Genomic DNA, 19,114 nt, shown 5'->3' with positions numbered 1-19,114 from the left:
CCTAGACATCCGATGTATTTTCCGGCAACGATGATCGGGCCCCCGACCGAGGTCGAGGTTGCCCCCGCAATTGCCGTGAAAGAGCCGATGAATGGGCCGGGAGATCTCACAGTGCTCGACGCATCCCCACCGCAGAGACGAAGCCTCCTCAAGTTCGGCGGAGCCCTCGCCTTCGCGCCTCTGGCCGCCGGGCTGACGGGCACCCCCGCCTCGGCGCGGCCCGCCGCCGGGACCGGTGCCCCGGAGGCCTTCCGCCGTCCGACCCTGTCGCGCCACGCCCTGCACTACACCGTCCCCGCCATGAACTGGGAGGCACAGGCCCTGCCGATCGGCAACGGCCGACTCGGCGCCATGCTCTTCGCCGACCCCCACGAGGAGCGCGTCCAGTTCAACGAACAGAGCCTGTGGGGAGGGGTGAACGACTACGACAACGCCCTCGCCGGCAAGCCGGACAGCGACTTCGACACCGGTATGAACGGCTTCGGCTCGTACCGGGACTTCGGTGACCTAGTGGTCACCTTCGCCGCCGCGCCCCGGGCCAAGGTCACGGCGCCGGGCGGACCGTACGACAGCTCCCCGTCGGAGGGAGTCGACAAGTCCCACGACGGCGAGACGGGCACCAAGTGGTGCATCGACGGGCCCGGCACGAGGGTGCGCTGGCAGGTCGAGCTCCCCGCGCCCGTGGAGGTCGCCTCGTACCGGCTCACGAGCGCCGACGACGTGCCGCAGCGCGACCCGCAGGAGTGGACGCTCTCCGGTTCCGCCGACGGCGAGACCTGGACCGTGCTGGACAGCCGCACCCTCGCGGCGCCCTTCGAGAGCCGCTTCCAGACCAAGCGGTTCGACTGCGCGGCCCCGGCCGCCCACCGCTTCTACCGCTTCGACTTCGTCCCCAAGGCCGGCGTCAGCCACTTCCAGGTCGCCGAGATCGGCCTGACCGGCGTCGACCTAGGCGCGTCCGAGGCCGTGTACCTGTCGTCGCCGAGCGGGCACCCCGACGAGGCCTCCCACGCGACCGGCACCGACTCCGCCGGCCGGGCCACGGACATCTCACGGTCCGTGGACCGCGACCCGGCCACGGTGTGGCGGGTCGCCGGCACCTCGCCCGCACTGGTCTGGCAGGCGGACCTGCCTCGCGCGGTCGCCATCACCTCGTACACCCTGACCGCGGCCCCGGACCGTCCTCGGGAGGACCCCAGGCAGTGGACGCTGGAGGCGTCCAAGGACGGGAGCACCTGGGTGACCCTCGACACGCGGCGGTACGGCACACCGTTCGCCGAGCGGGGCGAGACCCGCACCTTCCGGTTCACCAACACCACCGCCTACCGCGTCTACCGGCTCACCCTGACCCCCGACGCCTCCGCCGGCGGCTGCCGGATCGCCGAAGTCGCCCTGGCGGGCGAGGACTTCGACACCCGCACCCGGCGCACGGTCGTCGACTACCGGCGCAGCCTCGACTTCGTCGACGGCGTCCACGTCACCCGTTTCGGCTCCCCGGGCCGGCGCGTCGTCCGGGAGGCCTTCGCCGGCCGCGCCGCCGACGTCATGGTCCTCCGGTACACGACGGAGGCGGCCGAGGGACTCTCCGGGGCGATCTCGCTGACCTCCGGCCAGGAGCAGGCCCCGACGACCGTGGACGCCGATGCCCGCGAGATCGGCTTCAGCGGGGTCATGGGCAACGGCCTCAAGCACGCGTGCACCGTCCGGGCCGTGCACACCGACGGAGACTTCAGCGCCGACGGTCCGGTGCTCCGGTTCAGCGGATGCACCACGCTGACCCTGCTCCTGGACGCACGCACCGACTACCGGCTCGACGCCGCCGCCGGGTGGCGCGGAGCCGCCCCGCGGGCGGCGATCGACCGCGCGCTCGACAAGGCCGCCGCCCGCTCCTACACCGCACTGCGCAAACGGCACACCACCGACACGCGCACCCTCATGAACCGCGTCTCGGTCGACTGGGGCACCTCCCCGGACGCCGTCGTCGCCCTCCCGACCGACGCCCGGCTGGCCCGCTACGCGGCGGGCGGGGAGGACCCCACACTCGAACAGACGATGTTCGACTACGGCCGCTATCTGCTGATCAGCTCCTCCCGCCCCAAGGGCCTGCCCGCCAACCTCCAGGGCCTGTGGAACGACAGCAACCAGCCGGCGTGGGCCGCCGACTACCACACCAACATCAACATCCAGATGAACTACTGGGGAGCGGAGACGACGAACCTGCCCGAGTGCCACGAGGCACTCGTCGGCTTCATCGAGCAGGTCGCGGTGCCCAGCCGGGTCGCCACCCGCAACGCCTTCGGCGCGGACACCCGCGGCTGGACCGCCCGCACCAGCCAGAGCATCTTCGGAGGCAACGCCTGGGAGTGGAACACGGTCGCCAGCGCCTGGTACGCCCAACACCTCTACGAACACTGGGCGTTCACCCAGGACCTGACCTATCTGCGCGACATCGCCCACCCGATGATCAAGGAGATCTGCCAGTTCTGGGAGGACCACCTCAAGGAACGCGCGGACGGACTCCTCGTCGCGCCGAACGGCTGGTCCCCGGAGCACGGGCCCCGCGAGGACGGCGTCATGTACGACCAGCAGATCATCTGGGACCTGTTCCAGAACTACCTCGACTGCGAGGCGGTCCTCGACACGGACCCCGACCACCGGGCCAAGATCGCGGACATGCAGGCCCGGCTGGCGCCGAACAAGATCGGCAAGTGGGGGCAGTTGCAGGAGTGGCAGGAGGACATCGACAGCCCCACCGACATCCACCGCCACACCTCACACCTCTTCGCGGTCTACCCGGGCCGCCAGATCACCCCGCGGACACCCGACTTCGCGGCAGCCGCCCTCGTCTCGCTCAAGGCACGCTGCGGCGAGAAGGAAGGGGTCCCGTTCACGGCGGCGACGGTGTCGGGCGACAGCCGCCGCTCCTGGACCTGGCCGTGGCGCGCCGCCCTCTTCGCCCGCCTCGGCGACGGGCACCGCGCCCGGATCATGCTGCGCGGCCTGCTGACCTACAACACGCTCCCCAACCTGTTCTGCAACCATCCGCCCTTCCAGATGGACGGCAACTTCGGTATCTCGGGGGCCGTCGCGGAGATGCTCCTGCAGAGCCACGACGGAAACATCCACCTGCTGCCCGCCCTGCCGGACGCCTGGAAGGCCAAGGGCTCCTTCACGGGCCTGCGCGCCCGCGGCGGCTACGAGGTCACCTGCGCATGGCGCGACGGAAAGGTCACGTCGTACGAGATCGTGGCCGACCGGGCGCGCGACCGGGGCAAGGTCACCGTCCGGGTGAACGGCACCGACGTCAGGGTGCGACCGCGCAGGCCCTGACGGCCACGCGGCTCATGACTTGGCGGCGGCCTCGGCGGGAGCGTCGGGGGCCGCCGCCTCGCTCCGTGCCATGTGCAGGAAACGCCGGATCGCCTCGACGGACATGTCGAGCGCGTCGGACGCGGACTGCTCGTCCCCGAACACCTGCACGGCCTCGGTGACGGCCACGGCGAGTTCGGCCTCCGCCTTGCGGACCTTGCCCTCCGCCTTGTCGACGGTGTCCACGACCGACAGCTGCCGGCGCTGCTTCTCCTGGAGCCGCTGTTTACGGGAGAGGGTTCTGTCAACGTTCTGCACAGTCATGCCCAAGATCATAAGGGCCCGCGCACCCCCTCGTGGACGGCCAACTCACGCCGCTCGCAGTGGTGTTCGAGCCGGGCGTTCCGGGGAGCCCGCCGACCTCCACTCGGCCCCTGACGCGGAGCTGAGGGCCGCCGCCGGAGAGACGGCCCCCAGCGCCATCCATGGAGGTCAGGACCGCGCGGAGAGCTCGGCGTGGGCAGCGCGCAGCGAGACCTTGTCGATCTTGCCGACCGCGTTCTTCGCGAGGGCTTCCACCACGAAGAACGCGGTCGGACGCTTGAAGCCGGTGAGGCTGTGCGCGCAGAGCTCCCGCAGTGCCGTCGGATCGACGGTCCGGCCCGGTCGGGGCTGGACGTAGGCGACGACCACTTCTCCCCATGTCTCGTCGGGTACGCCGATCACGGCGGCCTCGAGCACCGCCGGGTCACCCACGAGGACGTCCTCGATCTCCTTGGGGTAGATGTTCTCCCCACCCCGGATGATCATGTCCTTCGCACGCCCGACCAGGGTCAGGTAGCCGTCGGCGTCGAGCCTGCCCACGTCGCCGGTGTGCAGCCAGCCGTCGACGAGGACTTGGGCTGTCTCCTCCGGGCGGCCGAGATAGCCCCGCATGACGTTGGGCCCCCGCACGAACGACCTCTCCGTCCGCACCCGTCGGCACCTCGCTGCCGGCGGCGTCGACGATCCGGATCTCCTGGCCGGGGAAGGGCAACCCCACGGTTCCGGCGCGCCGAGGGCCCGCGACAGGATTGATGGTGGAGCCGCAGGTCCCCTCGGACAGCCCGTACCCCTCGACGAGCGGAAACCCGTAACGGGCCTCGAAGCGGGCCAGCAGCTCGGCGGAGGCGGGTGCCGCGCCGCAGACTCCGAAACGCAGGGACGAGGTGTCGGGGCGGACCTGGTCCGGCAGCGCCGCGAGCATGCTGTAGATCGTCGGCACGGCGCTGAAGAAGGTGGGGCGCTCGCGTTCGACGACGTCGAAGAAGGTCTCGGGACGGAAGCGGTCGGCGATGGTGATGCTCGCGCCCGCAAGCAACGGTACGAGCGTGCTGACCACGATGCCGTTGACGTGGAAGAGCGGCAGGATCAGCAGGCACCGGTCGGCCGGCCCGACCTCCAGCGCCCGACGCCCCATGTCCGCCATGGCGTCGATGTTGGCGTGGTCGAGCATCACCCCTTTGGGCACCCCGGTCGTGCCGCTGGTGTAGATGAGCAGGGCCAGCGCGGACGGGTCCGGAAGGGGTGCCTCATCCGTTTCCGCCGACGCGTCGTCATGCAGTTCGCCGACGGCGAGGACAGCGGTCCCGTCCACCGCAGCTGTTCATCGACGACGAGGTACTGTCCGACGAAGGCATCACCGACCTGGCCGCCTACGGCCCCGCCGGCTTCGAGGGCGATCTCGCGCTCGACATATTCGTCGATCCGGCCTGATCCCGCTCGGTTTCGAGGCGTGGGCGGGCCTCGTCCCGCTCGCGCAGGGGCGATCCGACCCGTGGCGCGGGTGCACAAGGGTGCGCGACTTCGGGTCCTGGATCGCACCGTTCACTCGACGGGCCTCAGGCGAAACGCGGGGCCGGGGATGCTCTCGATGTCCTCCGGCTGTACGGCGTGGCCCCGGTCGCAGCGGATCCGGGCGTCGACGTGCGCGCCGCACCCACGGTGCCGGGACAGCATGGCCGGGCCCTCCGGGTCGGCGCGATAGCGGTCGCCCCACTGCAGGAGCCCCATCACGGCCGGGACCAGATCCATTCCCTTGGGCGTGATCACGTACTTCGGCCGGCTCCGCGAGCCCGGCTCCTTGTAGGTCTCGGTGGCCAGGATCCCCTCCTCCACGAGCATCCGAAGTCGCGCGGAGAGGAGGTTGCGAGGACAGCCGAGGACGCGTTCGAACTCGCTGAAACGGGACGAGCCGTACCAGACCTCGCGCAGGATCAGGATCGTCCACTTCTCGCCCACGACCTCAAGGGTCCGGGCGATCGAGCAGTTCGACGTGTCCCGGTCGAGTCGGGGGTCCGCGCCGGCGTCCCGCAGATCTTCGGTCCTCGCATCCATGGGGGCGATTCTAACCTCACCTGAGTTTACTTTTCTATACTCAGCCGGTAGCGTCATGGTCGGCGCATCAACCCGGCCGCACGCGCGAGACGGGCGTGTAGGGGGCCCCGCCGAAGAACCGCATCGACCACCGAGACACCCACGCAGAAAGCGGCCGGCATGAAGGCATTCGTCGTCGAGAAGTACGGCAAGGACGGCGTCCGCGCCGCAGAGGTACCGGAGCCCACCGTCGGGGAGCGTGACGTCCTGGTCAGAGTGGGCGCCGCCAGTGTCAATCCGCTGGACAAGATGGTCCGTAACGGGGAGTTCAAGCAGCTCCTGAAGTACAAGCGCCCGTTCGTGCTCGGCCATGACGTGGCCGGCGTCGTGACGCGGGTCGGCTCCGCCGTACACGGCTTCGAGGTCGGCGACGAGGTCTACGCCCGCCCGCGCGACCTGCGGGTAGGGGGCTTCGCGGAGTTCATCGCGATCGACGTGGACGATGTCGCCCCCAAGCCCGCCTCCCTCACCCTCCAAGAGGCAGCCGCGGTGCCGCTGGTGGCCCTGACCGCCTGGCAGATCCTTGTCGAGCGCGCGCACGTGAAGCCGGGGCAGAAAGTGCTCGTCCACGCCGGAGCCGGTGGCCTCGGGTCGACGGTCATCCAGCTCGCCAAGCACCTCGGCGCCACGGTGGCGACAACCGCGAACACCAGGTCCGAGGAGTTGGTCAGGAGCCTTGGCGCCGACATCGTCGTCGACTACACCAAGGAAGACTTCTCCAAGGTGCTCTCGGACTACGACCTGGTGCTGGACTCCCTGGGCGGAGCGAACCTCGAGAAGTCACTGACCGTACTGAAGCCCGGCGGCCTGGCCGTCAGTGTCGTCGGCCCGCCCGACGTCGGGTTCGCCAAGCAGCTCGGCGCCCCCTCCGTCCTGAACCTGATCATGAACACGCTCAGCCGCAAGATCCGCAAGCGGGCCAAGGCGCTGGGCGTGCGCTACGAGTTCCTCTTCATGCGGGCCAACGGCTCCCAGCTGCGCGAACTCGGCGCCCTCTACGACAGCGGGAAACTCCGCCCGGTCATCGACAGTGTCTTCCCCTTCGACCGGACGCTGGAGGCGATGGCGTACGTCGAGCAGGGCCGCACCAAGGCCGGCAAGGTCGTGGTCTCGATGGCGCCCGACACCGGCTGAGGCCGGGCCGGCCGGCCCGCTTCACCGGCGCGTAGCGTTCACCTTCGCCAGTTGCAACGATTTGCCCTCCGGTCGTTGCGTTGATTCTGGGAACGTTGCAACGAATTCACTCACTTGAGCGGCGATAATAGCCTTTCCATGCAATAAATCTGTTGTCAATACCGTGAATGCAACGTAGCGTTTCCGCATCAGGAAATACGATGGCGATCGCGGGGGCGGGTCATGGGAACAGCGCACAGTCGACGGCAGGCGGCACCCGGTCCCGGTTCCGGCGCCGCCTTCGCCCGCTTCGTGCTCTGCGGCGGGGGAGTGGGGCTCGCCTCCAGCTTCGCCGTGGTGGCCCTCGCCTCCTGGATCCCCTGGGTCCTGGCCAACGCCCTGATCACGGCCGCCTCCACCCTGCTCGCCACCGAACTGCACGCCCGCTTCACCTTCGGTGCGGGCGGGCCCGCCACCTGGCGTCAGCACACGCAGTCGGCAGGCTCCGCAGCGGTCGCGTACGCGGTGACCGGCGGGGCGATGTTCGTCCTGCATCAGCTGGTGGCGGCACCCGGAGCGGTGCTCGAACAGGCCGTCTACCTGTCCGCCTCCGCCCTCACCGGCGTCGCCCGGTTCGCGGTGCTGCGCCTGGTCGTCTTCGCCCGCGCTCACCCGGCCGGATGGAATCGACACAGCCGGGCGGGTGCAATGCCGCAGCGGCCGTCCGTCCGCGTGTGCGAAGGGCGGAAGGCTGTCGCACATGCTCACACCTCATGTGCGACCGGCCTGGCGGCGACGTGGTGAACGCCCCCGCCGGCCCTTCCCGGTCCGGGCCGGCACCGTCGCCGCCGCCGTCCTGGCACTCCTGCTGTCCTTCCCCGGCACCGCCGCCGCGGCCCCGGGCGACCTCGATCCCACCTTCAGCGGCGACGGCAGGGTGCTCACCGGCTTCGCCGACGACGATCACGCAGGCGACGTGGCCGTACAGCCCGACGGGAAGATCGTGTCGGTCGGTGCCTCCGCCGACTACTCCGTGCTGGAGAGCCACTTCGCCCTGACCCGGCACAACCCCGACGGCACCCCCGACGCCGGGTTCGACGGCGACGGCAGGGTCACGACCCCGATCAACAACATGGGCCCGGGCCTCCAGTGGAGCGAGGCCAACGCCGTGACGCTGCAGCCCGACGGCAAGATCGTCGTGGTGGGCATGAGCTGGCGGGAGTACGAGAACTGCTGCTGGTTCGTGGTGGCCCGCTACAACGTCGACGGCACCCTGGACGACACCTTCAGCGGCGACGGCAGGGTCTTCGCCGACATCGGAGGCCCCACCGAGGCCCTCGACGTGGCGATCGACGCCAACGGCAGGATCGTGGCGGCCGGCTACAGCGGGGGATTCGTCGCAGTGGCCCGCTTCGACGCCCAGGGCACCCCCGACGCCTCGTTCGGCGGCGACGGTGTGGTGACCGTCGACCCGACACCGAACACCCAGGAGGCGGGCGGCGACGCCCGCAGCCTGGCGCTGCAACCCGACGGGAAGATCGTCGTCGGCGGTGAGGTGGGATCGACCAGCTTCGACTTCCTGCTGATGCGCCTCGACGCCGACGGCACCGTGGACAACGGCTTCGGCACCGCAGGCATCGTCCGCACCGACTTCGGCGCCTACGACGGCGTGCGGTCACTGGCGATCCAGACCGACGGCAGGATCGTCGCCGGCGGCTCCAGCGACGACCGGGTCGCCCTGGCCCGCTACACCACCAACGGCACGCTGGACCCGAGCTTCGACGGGGACGGCCGGGTCCTCACACCCGGCGCGTTCGCCTACGACATGGCGCTCCAGCCGGACGGACGGATCGTCACCGCCGGTGGCACCAACGGCGACTTCGCGGTGCTGCGCCACAACCCCGACGGCAGCCGGGACAGCGGGTTCGGCACCGGGGGCGTCGCGACCGCCGACTTCGGCGGCAGCGACACAGCCCGCGCCCTGGCCCTCCAGTCCGGCGGCGCGATCGTCGCCGCGGGCGGGGGCGGACCGGGCGCCGACTTCGCCCTGGCCCGCTTCGAGGGCGGCGGCACCGTCCCGCCGCCACCGACCGGCGTCGACCTGGCGGTGACGAAGTCCGGTCCCGCCACGGCCGCCATCGGTGACCGTCCCACCTACACCGTGCGGGTGACCAACAACAGCACCACGACCTCCGCCACCGGTGTCACCCTGTCCGACACGTTCAGCGGGGTCGCCGCCTCGGTCGTCTCGGCGACCACCACCTCGGGCACCTGCACCACGACCGCGACCGGCGCGAACTGCTCCCTGGGCACCCTCGCCCCCGGAGCCGCCGCCACGGTCACGGTCGCCGCCGAGCCCCGGGCCACCGGCACCCTCACCGACCGGGCCACGGTCGGCGCCACGCAGACCGACCCGAACACCGGCGACAACACCGCCACGGCGACCACCACGGTCAACAACTCCCGGGGCTGCACCCGCATCGGCACCAGCGGCAACGACAGCATCACCGGCACCTTCGGCAACGACGTGATCTGCGCCCTCGGCGGCGACGACACCGTCAACGCGGGCTCCGGCAACGACACCGTCCACGGCGGTCACGGCAACGACCGTGTCGACGGCGGCAACGGCAACGACACCCTCGTCGCGGGGCCCGGTACCGACAACCTGATCGGCAACTTCGGCACCGACAACCTCAACACGGTCGACAACGTCTCCGGCAACGACACCGCCAACGGCGGGCCCAACACCGACACCTGCACCACGGACGCGGGCGACATCCGCGTCAGCTGCCCCTGACCCGACCCTCGGACGCCGGGCCCCGCGCGTCGCCGTGCGGGGCCCGGCCCAGTGCTTCCAGCGGATACGGGGTCGCCCGGCTCTCGTGGCGGAAACGGTCGTAGAAGTCCCCCATCACCGCGGCGACCGGCGCGTGCCGGGCGAGGAGCGCCGCGATCGTCCCGGGCAGGTCCGCCGGGAGCGCGCCCCGGGCGCAGGCGCGCACGAACTCCCGCCGTTCCTCCGGGGCGTGCCCGTACAGGGCGACGGCCAGCCAGTTCACCAGGTGGGTGACGGTGTAGTGCCGGTCGTAGGTGCGGTGCTCGTCGTAGAAGTCCGTCTCGTCCGAGGCCAGTTCGAAGCTGGACGCGAGCGACAGGCCGTAGTCGGTGAAGTAGAGCCGCCGGCCGTCGGTCAGGATGTTCTGGAAGTGCGCGTCGAAGTGCAGCAGCCCGCGGTCGTTCATGAAGGACACGCCGGCTGCCAACTCCTCCTCCACCATGGCGCAGGCCCGCTCGGCCGCCTCGCCGCCGGCCTCGATCCGGCCACCCAGCCAGTCGTGGAGGTTCTGCGGGATGTACTCCAGGAACAGGGTGAGACTCGCCGAGGATTGCCGCAGCTCCTCGATCCGGCGGCGTATCCCCGGCCCGCCTCCCCAGTAGGCCACGACTCGTTCCACGTCGGCCAGTTCCTCGGGGAGGGGCCGGCCGGCGTCGGGGAGGACGCGCCAGTGGTGCAGCAGGGGGAAGCCCTCGTGGTCTCCCGCGAGCACCCAGTCGGTCGTCATGGTGTGCACGGCCAGCTCCCGCCAGGCCCCGAACCCCGGTCCGCCGACGCTGCCGATCCCGTACTGGCAGTGGACCGGCAGCCCGAACAGATTCGCCGTGGAACGGGCGTGCTCCGGCCGTCGCTCCAGATCGGTCAGCCGCACCTGCTTGACGAAGACCGGTGTGCCGTCGACGTCGAGCAGTACCGACGTTCCACCGATGCCGGAGCCGAGCGGGGTGGCGGCGTCGACCAGCTCCCGCAGTTCGCCCTCACCCAACCGTGCCAGTGCCGCGGACGCGGCGCGGTGCGCGGTGAGGCGGGTGTCGCGGGCCATGCCCTAGGTCCGGTCCAGGCCGGCGAGGCGCAGTGCTCTGGTCATGGCGGGCCGGTCCAGCTCGCGCCAGTCGGGTTCGTCGACGAGCGACATCAGCAGGTCCGGCGTCAGCCGGTAGGCCTCGGCGTGTGCCAGCAGGGTCTCGGCGTCCTGGGTGGGCATGGCCCCGTGGTCCTCGTCGGCGATCGTCCTGAGCACGTCCTTCCGGTCGACGAAGCGGCTCATACCGCAGTCGAGTCCGTCGTCGTGGAGGGTCTCCGGGTAGGGAGCGCGCGTCCAGGCGCCGTTCTCGAACCAGTAGACACAGCCCAGTTGATTACCCGACAGCAGATCCCGGAGCTCCTCGTGGGGGAGCCAGTCAGGAGCGCCGGCGAACATGTCGATCGGCGGCTCGTGCCACTTGACCCCGCTCGACTCGTCCTCGCCGAAGAGCACGTACCGCCCCGCACCACGCGGCGCGAAGGTCCACCAGGTGCAGCCGCAGTCGTCCAGATGGAGTCCCTCGTCGTCCACCCAGGTCCCCACGCGGTGGTGACGCTCCTCCTCGTCCGCGGTGGTCGCCTCCAGCACGGCGATCAAGGCCCACCGCGCCCACAGCACTTCCGGCGCCGGCAGATCCCCGCCCAGCCCGGGCCGGTTGATGTCCATGTCCTGTCCTCCGGCCTCGACACACCCATGACATCCATGACGCTCATGACATCCATGACGCCCATGGACCGTTCCATGATCGGAGCAAGGCTCTCACGGGCCCAGCGATCTCGGTGCACCGCCCGCCGGCCCGCCGGACGCGAGCAGCCCGGCAACTCCCCGCACGGGCCGGCAGATTGACGGATTCGTCTCCATCCCGGCCGGGCAGCCAACCGCTAGTGTCATGAGCACGACTAACCTTCTCCCCCCACAAGGAGGTCGATCATGCGCATCCGTACGCTGACCGGCGGCATGGCAGCGGCCCTGACGGTGACCCTGTCCCTGTCCTTCACCGGCGGCCAGGCCGCGGCCGCCGCTCCCGACGCGGCCGCCGCACCCCTGGCCGCCCGTGTCCTCACCTACGACGCGGGCGGGTCCGCGGAGTTCAGGAGCGCCGTCGACCGGGGCGCGGCGATCTGGAACGAGAGCGTCGACGCCGTCGAACTGCGGCCGGCGGCGGCGGGCCAACGCGCGAACATCCGGGTCCTCGCGGACAACGGCTGGCCGCGCGCCCAGACCACCACCCTCGGCAACGGCACCGTCTACATCGGGCGCCAGGCCGTCGACCAGGGCTACAACACGATCAGGATCTCCGCCCACGAACTCGGTCACATCCTGGGCCTGCCCGACCGCAAGCCCGGACCGTGCTCCAGCCTGATGTCCGGCTCCACCGCCGGCACCGCGTGCACGAACCCGTACCCGAACGCGGCGGAGAAGGCCGAGGTCGAGGGCAACTTCGGCGGCCTGCTCGCCGGGCGGACCCCCGCGGCGCTCCCCGACCTGATCGTGGACTGACCCCCGCGCGAACGCCGCCCGGCCGACTCCGCGCGGCCGGGCGGCGAGGTCGCTCCGGTACGGCCGTTCCCGTACGGCGGGCCCCATGTGATCCGGCCGTCGGCGAGATCGCGTCGACTTTCGACCCGGACGTGTGCGGATCTCGCGGAAGCCGGCTCAACAGCCCCTGCCAAGGCCTAAGTTCACGGCGACGAGCACGTCTCCACCCCCCGCCTTGCAGGAGGCCGCCATGCGCCGCACGTTCCGTACCGCAGTCGCCGGGGCGGTGACGGCCGCCGCCCTCGTCCTGGGCGGCACCGCGCACGCCACGCCGGCCGGACCCGGGGTCACCGGCCGCGTGCTCAGCCGGACCACCGCCGACGGCACCGACTACATCCTGCGTGAGGTCACCGTCCCGCCCGGCCAGGCCACCGGCTGGCACTACCACGACGGACCGCTGTACGGCTTCGTCAAGCAGGGCACCCTCAGCCACTACGACTCCACCTGCGAGACCGACGGCGTCTACCGCACCGGCGACCGCATCCAGGAACCGGCCGGCTCCGACTACGTCCACATCGGCCGCAACCTGGGCGACACACCGCTCGTGCTGGTCGTCCTGTACGTCCTGCCCCACGGCTCCCCGTTCTCCGAGGACGCCCCGAACCCGGGCTGCTCCTTCCAGTGACCCCCGTCAGGCGCGGCGGCCGACGGCGACATAGGTGTTGCCGAAGAACCGCAGGCCCGTCAGGTCCTGTCCGACGTCCGTGAACGCGTCGTCCCAGCGGGCGATGTCGTCCGCCGTGACGAGACCCTCGGCGAGCAGGGCGTCCCTGGACGCCCAGGCGGGACCCCGCATCCCGGGCGGGGGTGTCATCACGTTGATGTGGCCCTCGTAGGCGATGACGTCGAGCCCGGCCGAGGCGAGGAGTTCGTCGAGCCGGGTCCCGACGGCGAGGTCGTTGCCCCGGCGGCGGTGCAGCTCGCGGTAGCGCTCGTCCATCTCCTCGTACGCGGCGGGCGCGCCGCGCAGCCGGAAACCGGTCGCGTCGACGTCGACCAGGTACACCGCACCACCGCCGGGCCGGGCCAGCGCGGCGAGATGGTCGACGATCGCCTGCTCCCGTCCGCCGTTGTGGGCCAGCACATGACGGAGCATCACCACGTCGAAGGTGCCCTCGGCCAGCCCGGTGGCGTCGGCGGATCCGGTGCCGGTGCGCACGGGGACGCCCGAGCGCTCGGCGAGCGCGGAGGCGACGGCCAGCGCGTCGGCGTCGCGGTCCACCGCCCACACCTCACCGCCGGGCCCGACGAGGTCCGCCAGCCGCACGGACAGCGCGCCCGGCCCGCATCCCACGTCCGCGATCCGCGCCCCGGGCGCCACCCCGGCCGCCTCCCACAACGCGCGTTCACGCCGCTCGGCGAGGTCGGCCATCAACCGGTAGCGCTCGATCTCCGAGTCGTCGAGGGTCAGTGAGTAGTCGGCCACGGCGGTTTCCTCCCTGGTTCGTCGGTGGCTCATTGTGCGCGTCGGGGCACCCCCGCGGTCCACGAAGGACGCACACGGCGTTTCGCCCCACCCGGTCCGTCGGGCCGTTCGCCGAGGCCGGACACACCGTTGATCACTGGTCGTCCGCCCCGTAGGTTCGCCCATATGACGAACGCACGGATCGGTGTGATGTACGACCGCGACTGGGCGCCGGAAGGGCTGCCCGAGTTCGCCCGGCGGGCCGAGGCGCTCGGGGTGGACGACCTGTGGGTGGTGGAGGACCTCGGCTGGAACGGCGGCGTCTCGGCGGCGGCCGCCGCCCTGGGCGCCACGGACCGCCTGCGGGTGGGTATCGGCATCACTCCGGCCCCGCTGCGCAGCCCCGCACTGCTGGCGATGGAACTGGCCACGCTGGCCCGGGTGTTCCCCGGCCGACTGGTGGCCGGCATCGGGCACGGCGTACGGGAGTGGATGGTCCAGGTCGGTGTGGCGCCGCGCTCCCCGCTGGCGCTGCTGGAGGAGACGATCACCTCCGTCCGCGCGCTGCTGCGCGGCGAGCGCGTCGAACTGGCCGGGCGTGAAGTGCGGTTGGACGGAGTCCGGTTGGTGCACGCGCCGACCGAGGTCCCGCCGGTCGTCGCGGGCGTGGTCCGCCCACGCTCCCTCGAACTGTCCGGCCGGGTCGCCGACGGCACACTGATCGCCGAGGGCCACGGGCCGCGCGACCTGGAACAGATCCGCGAGCTGACCGCCAAGGGCGGGGCGAGCGCCGACCACACCCTCACCGTCTTCGCCTTCGCGTGCGTCGGCGACGACCCGGCCGAGGTCGCCCGCACCCTCCACCCCCACACCGAGGGCCACGGCGACTGGCTGGGCCGGCCCCAGGAGGAGGTCTTCACCGTCTCCGGAGACGCGGGCGGCGCCGCGGACGCCGTCCGCGCACTCGCGGCGGCCGGCGCCGGGACGGTCGTCCTGCGCTTCGTGGGCGAGGACCCGCTGCGGCAGCTGGAGGCCGTACTCGGCGCCTGGCGAGCGCCCGGGGCCTGACACCCCGCTCCCCGAGCCGCCTCCGTGCGTCCCCTCCGCGACAGGGTCCCCGTCGGCTGTTTCCGATCCGCCGAGCCGGGGACCCGCCCCTCATGGTGCACATCGGATACACGATGATGACCGAGCAGGCCGGCCCCCGTGACCTCGTCGACCATGTGGTGCGGGCGGAGGGCGCGGGGTTCGACTTCTCGGTGACCTCCGACCACTACTTCCCGTGGCTGCGCTCGCAGGGTCACTCACCGTACGCGTGGAGTGTGCTGGGCGCGGCCGCCCAGGCGACCTCGCACATTCCGCTGATGACGTACGTGACCTGCCCGTCGTTCCGCTACCACCCGGCGGTGGTGGCACAGAAGGCCGCGACGATGCAGCTGTTGTCCGAGGGGCGGTTCCGGCTGGGGCTCGGCTCCGGGGAGAACCTCAACGAACACGTGGTGGGCGGCGGTTGGCCGTCCGTGGACGTACGGCACGAGATGCTCGAAGAGGCGGTGGAGATCATCCGCGCGCTCTTCGACGGCGGCCATGTCAACCACCACGGCACGCACTACGACGTGGAGTCCGCCCGACTGTGGGACCTGCCGGACGATCCGCCGCCGCTCGGCGTCGCCGTCTCCGGCGAGCAGTCCTGCGCCCTCGCGGGCAGGCTGGGCGACCTGGTCATCGCCACGGAGCCCGAGGCCGAACTGCTCCAGGCCTTCGACCGGCACGGCGGCACGGGCAAGCCGCGCGTCGGCCAGCTACCGGTCTGTCACGACCCGGACCGCGACACGGCCGTCCGGCGCGCGCACGACCAGTTCCGCTGGTTCGGCGGCGGCTGGAAGGTCAACGCGGAACTGCCGCACCCGGATTCCTTCGCGGCGGCCACGCGGTACGTCACACCCGACGACGTCGCCGCGTCCATCCCGTGCGGCGACGACCCCGAGGCGTTCGTCGAGGCCGTACGCCCGTACGCCGAGGCCGGGTTCACCGAGATCGCCCTGGTCCAGATCGGTGGAGAGTCCCAGCCCGCGTATCTCGACTGGTCGGAGAAGACCCTGCTGCCCGCCCTGCGCGAGGCCTTCGCCTGACACCACCGCCCGACACCACCGCCTCGTCGGCCTACGCCCCGTCGCCACGGCCTTCCGAGCCGCCCGACCGGTCGCCGCCCAAGGGCTCCTCGCCCCCCTGGTCGGTGCCGGCGGGACGCGGGGCGGCCTTGCCGCCGGCCTTGAAGCGCTCCAGGGTGCGCGCCAGCTGCTGGAACGGGGAGGTTGTCGGCTTCCCCGACGGCTGCTGCGCGGTGGCGGGGGCCCCGGCGGACTCACGGTAGGCGGCGAGCGCCTCATGGGCGCGCTCGGTCGCCTCCCGGTACAGGTCCCGGGACGCGGTCATGGCCTCCAGTGCCTCGCGGTACCTGGCGACCCGCTGCCGCTCCCGGACGAGTTCCTCCTCCAGGGTGAGCAGGTGCCAGTCGTCCCGGAGCGCGGTGAGGGCCTCGTCGGCCCCGTCCGGCAGCGGACGCGACAGCGCGGCGAACCGCGTCACGGCCGCGACGAGGTCGACCGGCTCGGAACCGTCCAGGAACACCGTGCGTACGGTGAAGTCGTCGGCGTCGTAGCCGGACGGGGCCGGGGAGCCGGGCAGCACGACGGCACCGCCGCGCGGGACCTCCGCGTCGAACTCACGCAGGGCCCAGTTCATGACCCGCACCTGGTGCGGGGCGGCGCGGTGCTCGACCACACGGTGGCGCAGACCCGGCGACAGCCACCGCGAGAGAGGCAGCTGTCCGCGCTCGTCGGTGGTCATCGCCTCGTGCACGACGACGTGGACGCACCATCCCCCGCGCCCGGCGTCCCGGAGCACGCGGCGTACGTCCTTGTCGTCCTCGGGGAGGGCGTTGATCCTGCTCAGCGACAGGCCCGTGGCGGGGTCGTGGTCCCAGTCGCCGTACTCCGGCCAGAACCGGGTGACGGGGGACGGCCACGCCGGGTCCCACGGCTGCTCGGCCTCCGCGATCAGGGTCCACTCCCGCCCACCGCCCAGGTCGGGCGCGAGGGCGAGCCGGGCGCGGACGGTCACCTCGTCGGCGACCCGCCAACGGGCCTCGAAGACCCGCTCCGGGGACTCGCCCCCGGAGTCGGGCACTTCGAGGAAGTCGTCGATGACCTGACTGTCCTTGAGCTGCCGCAGAGTGCGACGGAGTACGTCCTCCGCGTCGGGTCCGATGTGGCGGCCGCGAGCCGGCCACACCGTCGGGGGAGTCGTGGGACGAGCTGTGGGGGAAGTCGGCATGAGTCCATCGGGAAGCAGGGGCACGTGCGACCACCAGTATCCCCGCCGCCCCCCTCCCCGGATCAAGCGGGGTCCTCTCGGCCCGGCTCAGCGCCGGGCCAGGGCCAGCACGCTCAGGCCGAACATCAGGACGCCCAGGGGCAGATGGACCGCCGGGACGTGTGCGATGCCGAGCACGACCTGGGCCGAGGCGAGGGCGAGGAAGCCCGTGGCGTGCAGGACGGGACGGGGTGAGCCGCCGCCCGGCTTCCACGCCAGCACCGCCGCGAGCACGTAGAGCATCGTCGCCCCGTACATCACCCGCGCACCGACACCGTGCAGTGTCTCCCCGTACGACGAGGTCAGCAGCAGTCCGGCGGAGATCGCCTGGAGGAAGATCGTCAGGGTCTGCAGGGCGATCGTGATTCTCAGGAACGAGAAGGTGCGTCGCGTGTTCGCCGTCGTCGTCACCTGGGTGGCCATGTCGCGGTCTCCTTCATGCCCTCGGGCAGTGGATCGATAAGGTCTCACCAGTCCGACGACGTGGGCCGGTGAAAGGTAAGGCGAGTGGGGCGAGGGGGCGGCGGTGGACGGGACGACGTGGGCGGTCGCGGTGGACGGCGAGCGGCGTCGACTGGTCAATGTCGCCTACCGGTTGCTCGGTTCGGCGACGGAGGCCGAGGACGCCGTACAGGATGCGTACGCGCGCTGGTACGGGCTGCCGAGCGGCCGGCGGGAGGAGATCGAGTCTCCCGGCGCCTGGCTGACGACCGTGACCGGCCGAATCTGTCTGGATCTGCTCGGCTCGGCGCGGGCGCGCCGTGAGCGCTACGTCGGTGTGTGGCTGCCCGAGCCGCTGCCCGACCGCACCGAGTGGGACCACGGGGGACAGGGCGTCCTGCCGACCGGCTCCATGGACCCTGCCGGCTCGGTCGGCTCGGTCGGCCCCGCGCGTCCCACCGATCCGGCCGACCAGATCGTGCTGGACGAGTCGGTGGCCATGGCCTTCCTGGTCGTCCTGGAGTCGATGACACCGGCGGAGCGGGTGGCGTTCGTGCTGCACGACGTCTTCCGGTATCCGTTCGCCCAGATCGCCGACGTGCTCGGCCGGAGTCCCGGAGCCTGCAAGCAACTGGCCGCCTCCGCCCGGCGACGGGTGGGCGGCGCGCCCGAGCCGGTGGCCGCGGCGGACCGTGCGGAGGTCGTCAGGCACGTGAAACGGGCGTGGGAGAAGAAGGACATCGCCGCCCTCGTCGGTCTGCTCGACCCCGGCGCCGTGATGACCGCCGACGGTGGCGGCATGGCCGGCGCCGTGCTGCGCCCGGTCGAGGGCGGTGCGCCCATCGCCCGGTACATGGTCGCGATCGCCGACAAGGCGCCGGGGCTCGAACTCCTGGAGCGGTCGGTCAACGGCGTGCCGGGCCTGGTCGCCCGGCGCGACGGCGTCGTCCTGACCGTGGCCGCGTTCGACGTCGCCGACGGACGCGTCACCCGGATCTGGGCCGTCCGCAACCCGGAGAAACTGCGGCCCTGGGCGGGGGAGGACTAGAAGGCCTGGAACTCTGCCGAGCCCAGCCCAGCCCAGCCGAGCCCAGCCGAGCCCAGCCCAGCCGAGCCCAGCCGAGCCGAGCCCGGCCCGGCCCGGTTCAGCTTTGTCCCGGTCTCAGTCGAGGCAGAACTCGTTGCCCTCGACGTCCTGCATGACCAGGCACGACTCGTCGTACTCGTCGGCGAGCAGCAGCTGTACACGCTCCGCGCCGAGCGCGACGAGTCGTGCGCACTCGGCCTCGAGCGCGGCGACCCGCTCGTCGCCCACGAGCCCGGTGCCCACCCGCACATCGAGATGCACCCGGTTCTTGACGACCTTGCCCTCGGGAACGCGCTGGAAGTACATCCGGGGTCCGACCCCGGTGGGATCCATACACACGAACCCCGCGCCCTGACGCTCGGGCGGCAGCGAACGGTGGTGGTCGTCCCAGGACGCGAACCCCTCCGGCGGCGGCGGTACGACATACCCCAGCACCTCGCACCAGAAGCGGGCGACGCGCTCGGGATCCGCGCAGTCGAAGGTGACCTGGAACTTCTTGATCGATGACATCGGCGCACCATAGCAAGGGCGTTGAACCGGCGGCGGCGCTCGCGTCGCTCACAGGCTCTT

19 protein-coding genes are annotated in these 19,114 nt (G+C 71.6%); 9 read left to right on the top strand and 10 right to left on the bottom strand.

The genetic code is table 11. From position 1 onward, the window contains the following. Nucleotides 1-111: 111 nt before the first annotated feature. Complete coding sequence (locus HW837_RS13410; RefSeq protein ID WP_193382310.1) at nucleotides 112-3,330, top strand: glycosyl hydrolase family 95 catalytic domain-containing protein; 3,219 nt, start codon at nucleotides 112-114, stop codon at nucleotides 3,328-3,330. A gap of 12 nt (nucleotides 3,331-3,342) precedes the next feature. On the opposite strand, the gene HW837_RS13405 is transcribed toward HW837_RS13410, so the two are convergent. From HW837_RS13405 to HW837_RS13395, 4 genes are all read right to left on the bottom strand, one after another. Further along, nucleotides 3,343-3,633 (bottom strand): hypothetical protein, encoded by a 291-nt coding sequence (locus tag HW837_RS13405; RefSeq protein ID WP_086784195.1) that lies wholly within the window; start codon nucleotides 3,631-3,633, stop codon nucleotides 3,343-3,345. 168 nt (nucleotides 3,634-3,801) lie between these two features. Then, complete coding sequence (locus HW837_RS48590; RefSeq protein ID WP_237270190.1) at nucleotides 3,802-4,119, bottom strand: AMP-binding enzyme; 318 nt, start codon at nucleotides 4,117-4,119, stop codon at nucleotides 3,802-3,804. Beyond that, nucleotides 4,058-4,945 carry a class I adenylate-forming enzyme family protein gene (locus tag HW837_RS50035; protein ID WP_336512501.1) on the bottom strand — a complete coding sequence of 296 codons (888 nt, stop codon included), beginning with the start codon at nucleotides 4,943-4,945 and terminating at the stop codon, nucleotides 4,058-4,060. The genes HW837_RS48590 and HW837_RS50035 overlap by 62 nt, the downstream gene beginning before the upstream one ends. A gap of 230 nt (nucleotides 4,946-5,175) precedes the next feature. Further along, the gene (locus tag HW837_RS13395; protein WP_045561264.1) at nucleotides 5,176-5,685 is read right to left on the bottom strand and encodes a winged helix-turn-helix transcriptional regulator; all 510 of its coding nucleotides are present in this window, start codon (nucleotides 5,683-5,685) and stop codon (nucleotides 5,176-5,178) included. 159 nt (nucleotides 5,686-5,844) lie between these two features. On the opposite strand from HW837_RS13395, the gene HW837_RS13390 reads away from it, so the two are divergent. The 3 genes from HW837_RS13390 (at nucleotide 5,845) to HW837_RS13380 (ending at nucleotide 9,634) form a co-directional block, all read left to right on the top strand. Further along, complete coding sequence (locus tag HW837_RS13390; protein WP_193379671.1) at nucleotides 5,845-6,858, top strand: NADP-dependent oxidoreductase; 1,014 nt, start codon at nucleotides 5,845-5,847, stop codon at nucleotides 6,856-6,858. 222 nt (nucleotides 6,859-7,080) lie between these two features. Next, nucleotides 7,081-7,641 (top strand): GtrA family protein, encoded by a 561-nt coding sequence (locus tag HW837_RS13385; RefSeq protein WP_234442723.1) that lies wholly within the window; start codon nucleotides 7,081-7,083, stop codon nucleotides 7,639-7,641. Beyond that, on the top strand, nucleotides 7,598-9,634 hold the full coding sequence (locus HW837_RS13380; RefSeq protein ID WP_193379672.1) for a DUF11 domain-containing protein: 2,037 nt from the start codon (nucleotides 7,598-7,600) through the stop codon (nucleotides 9,632-9,634). Before HW837_RS13385 ends, HW837_RS13380 begins: the two co-directional genes overlap by 44 nt. Here the strand turns inward: HW837_RS13380 and HW837_RS13375 are convergent. Together HW837_RS13375 and HW837_RS13370 are read right to left on the bottom strand one after the other, a co-directional pair. After that, nucleotides 9,621-10,715 (bottom strand): protein kinase family protein, encoded by a 1,095-nt coding sequence (locus tag HW837_RS13375; RefSeq protein ID WP_045561261.1) that lies wholly within the window; start codon nucleotides 10,713-10,715, stop codon nucleotides 9,621-9,623. The genes HW837_RS13380 and HW837_RS13375 overlap by 14 nt on opposite strands. A gap of 3 nt (nucleotides 10,716-10,718) precedes the next feature. After that, nucleotides 10,719-11,363 (bottom strand): hypothetical protein, encoded by a 645-nt coding sequence (locus HW837_RS13370; protein ID WP_045561260.1) that lies wholly within the window; start codon nucleotides 11,361-11,363, stop codon nucleotides 10,719-10,721. Nucleotides 11,364-11,627: 264 nt separating this feature from the next. On the opposite strand from HW837_RS13370, the gene HW837_RS13365 reads away from it, so the two are divergent. Together HW837_RS13365 and HW837_RS13360 are read left to right on the top strand one after the other, a co-directional pair. Then, a complete protein-coding gene (locus HW837_RS13365; protein ID WP_045561259.1) occupies nucleotides 11,628-12,197 on the top strand; it encodes a snapalysin family zinc-dependent metalloprotease in 570 nt (189 codons plus the stop codon). A 229-nt stretch (nucleotides 12,198-12,426) separates the two neighbouring features. Next, the gene (locus HW837_RS13360; RefSeq protein ID WP_045561258.1) at nucleotides 12,427-12,861 is read left to right on the top strand and encodes a cupin domain-containing protein; all 435 of its coding nucleotides are present in this window, start codon (nucleotides 12,427-12,429) and stop codon (nucleotides 12,859-12,861) included. A gap of 6 nt (nucleotides 12,862-12,867) precedes the next feature. On the opposite strand, the gene HW837_RS13355 is transcribed toward HW837_RS13360, so the two are convergent. Further along, complete coding sequence (locus tag HW837_RS13355) at nucleotides 12,868-13,662, bottom strand: methyltransferase domain-containing protein (RefSeq protein ID WP_045561257.1); 795 nt, start codon at nucleotides 13,660-13,662, stop codon at nucleotides 12,868-12,870. Nucleotides 13,663-13,827: 165 nt separating this feature from the next. On the opposite strand from HW837_RS13355, the gene HW837_RS13350 reads away from it, so the two are divergent. Next, entirely contained in the window at nucleotides 13,828-14,709 is an 882-nt protein-coding gene (locus tag HW837_RS13350) for an LLM class flavin-dependent oxidoreductase (RefSeq protein WP_193382309.1), read from the top strand. 92 nt (nucleotides 14,710-14,801) lie between these two features. Then, a complete protein-coding gene (locus tag HW837_RS13345; RefSeq protein ID WP_193379674.1) occupies nucleotides 14,802-15,773 on the top strand; it encodes an LLM class F420-dependent oxidoreductase in 972 nt (323 codons plus the stop codon). Between the two features lie 31 nt (nucleotides 15,774-15,804). On the opposite strand, the gene HW837_RS13340 is transcribed toward HW837_RS13345, so the two are convergent. Further along, nucleotides 15,805-16,977: a hypothetical protein gene (locus tag HW837_RS13340; RefSeq protein ID WP_193379675.1), complete on the bottom strand. Its 1,173-nt coding sequence runs from the start codon at nucleotides 16,975-16,977 to the stop codon at nucleotides 15,805-15,807. An 87-nt stretch (nucleotides 16,978-17,064) separates the two neighbouring features. Further along, nucleotides 17,065-17,439: a hypothetical protein gene (locus HW837_RS13335; RefSeq protein ID WP_193379676.1), complete on the bottom strand. Its 375-nt coding sequence runs from the start codon at nucleotides 17,437-17,439 to the stop codon at nucleotides 17,065-17,067. Between the two features lie 103 nt (nucleotides 17,440-17,542). Between HW837_RS13335 and sigJ the strand changes: the two genes are divergently transcribed. Next, on the top strand, nucleotides 17,543-18,505 hold the full coding sequence (gene sigJ, locus HW837_RS13330) for an RNA polymerase sigma factor SigJ (protein ID WP_193379677.1): 963 nt from the start codon (nucleotides 17,543-17,545) through the stop codon (nucleotides 18,503-18,505). Nucleotides 18,506-18,619: 114 nt separating this feature from the next. Here the strand turns inward: sigJ and HW837_RS13325 are convergent, their stop codons facing one another. Then, nucleotides 18,620-19,054, bottom strand: coding sequence for a VOC family protein (locus HW837_RS13325; RefSeq protein ID WP_045561251.1), 435 nt, complete (start codon nucleotides 19,052-19,054; stop codon nucleotides 18,620-18,622). Nucleotides 19,055-19,114: the final 60 nt, after the last annotated feature.

Origin of the sequence: Streptomyces caniscabiei (assembly GCF_014930365.1) — a bacterium.
GTDB classification, from domain to species: Bacteria; Actinomycetota; Actinomycetes; order Streptomycetales; family Streptomycetaceae; genus Streptomyces; species Streptomyces caniscabiei.
Note: the sequence above shows the minus strand (reverse complement) of the source record. Positions and strands in the feature narration are given on the sequence as shown.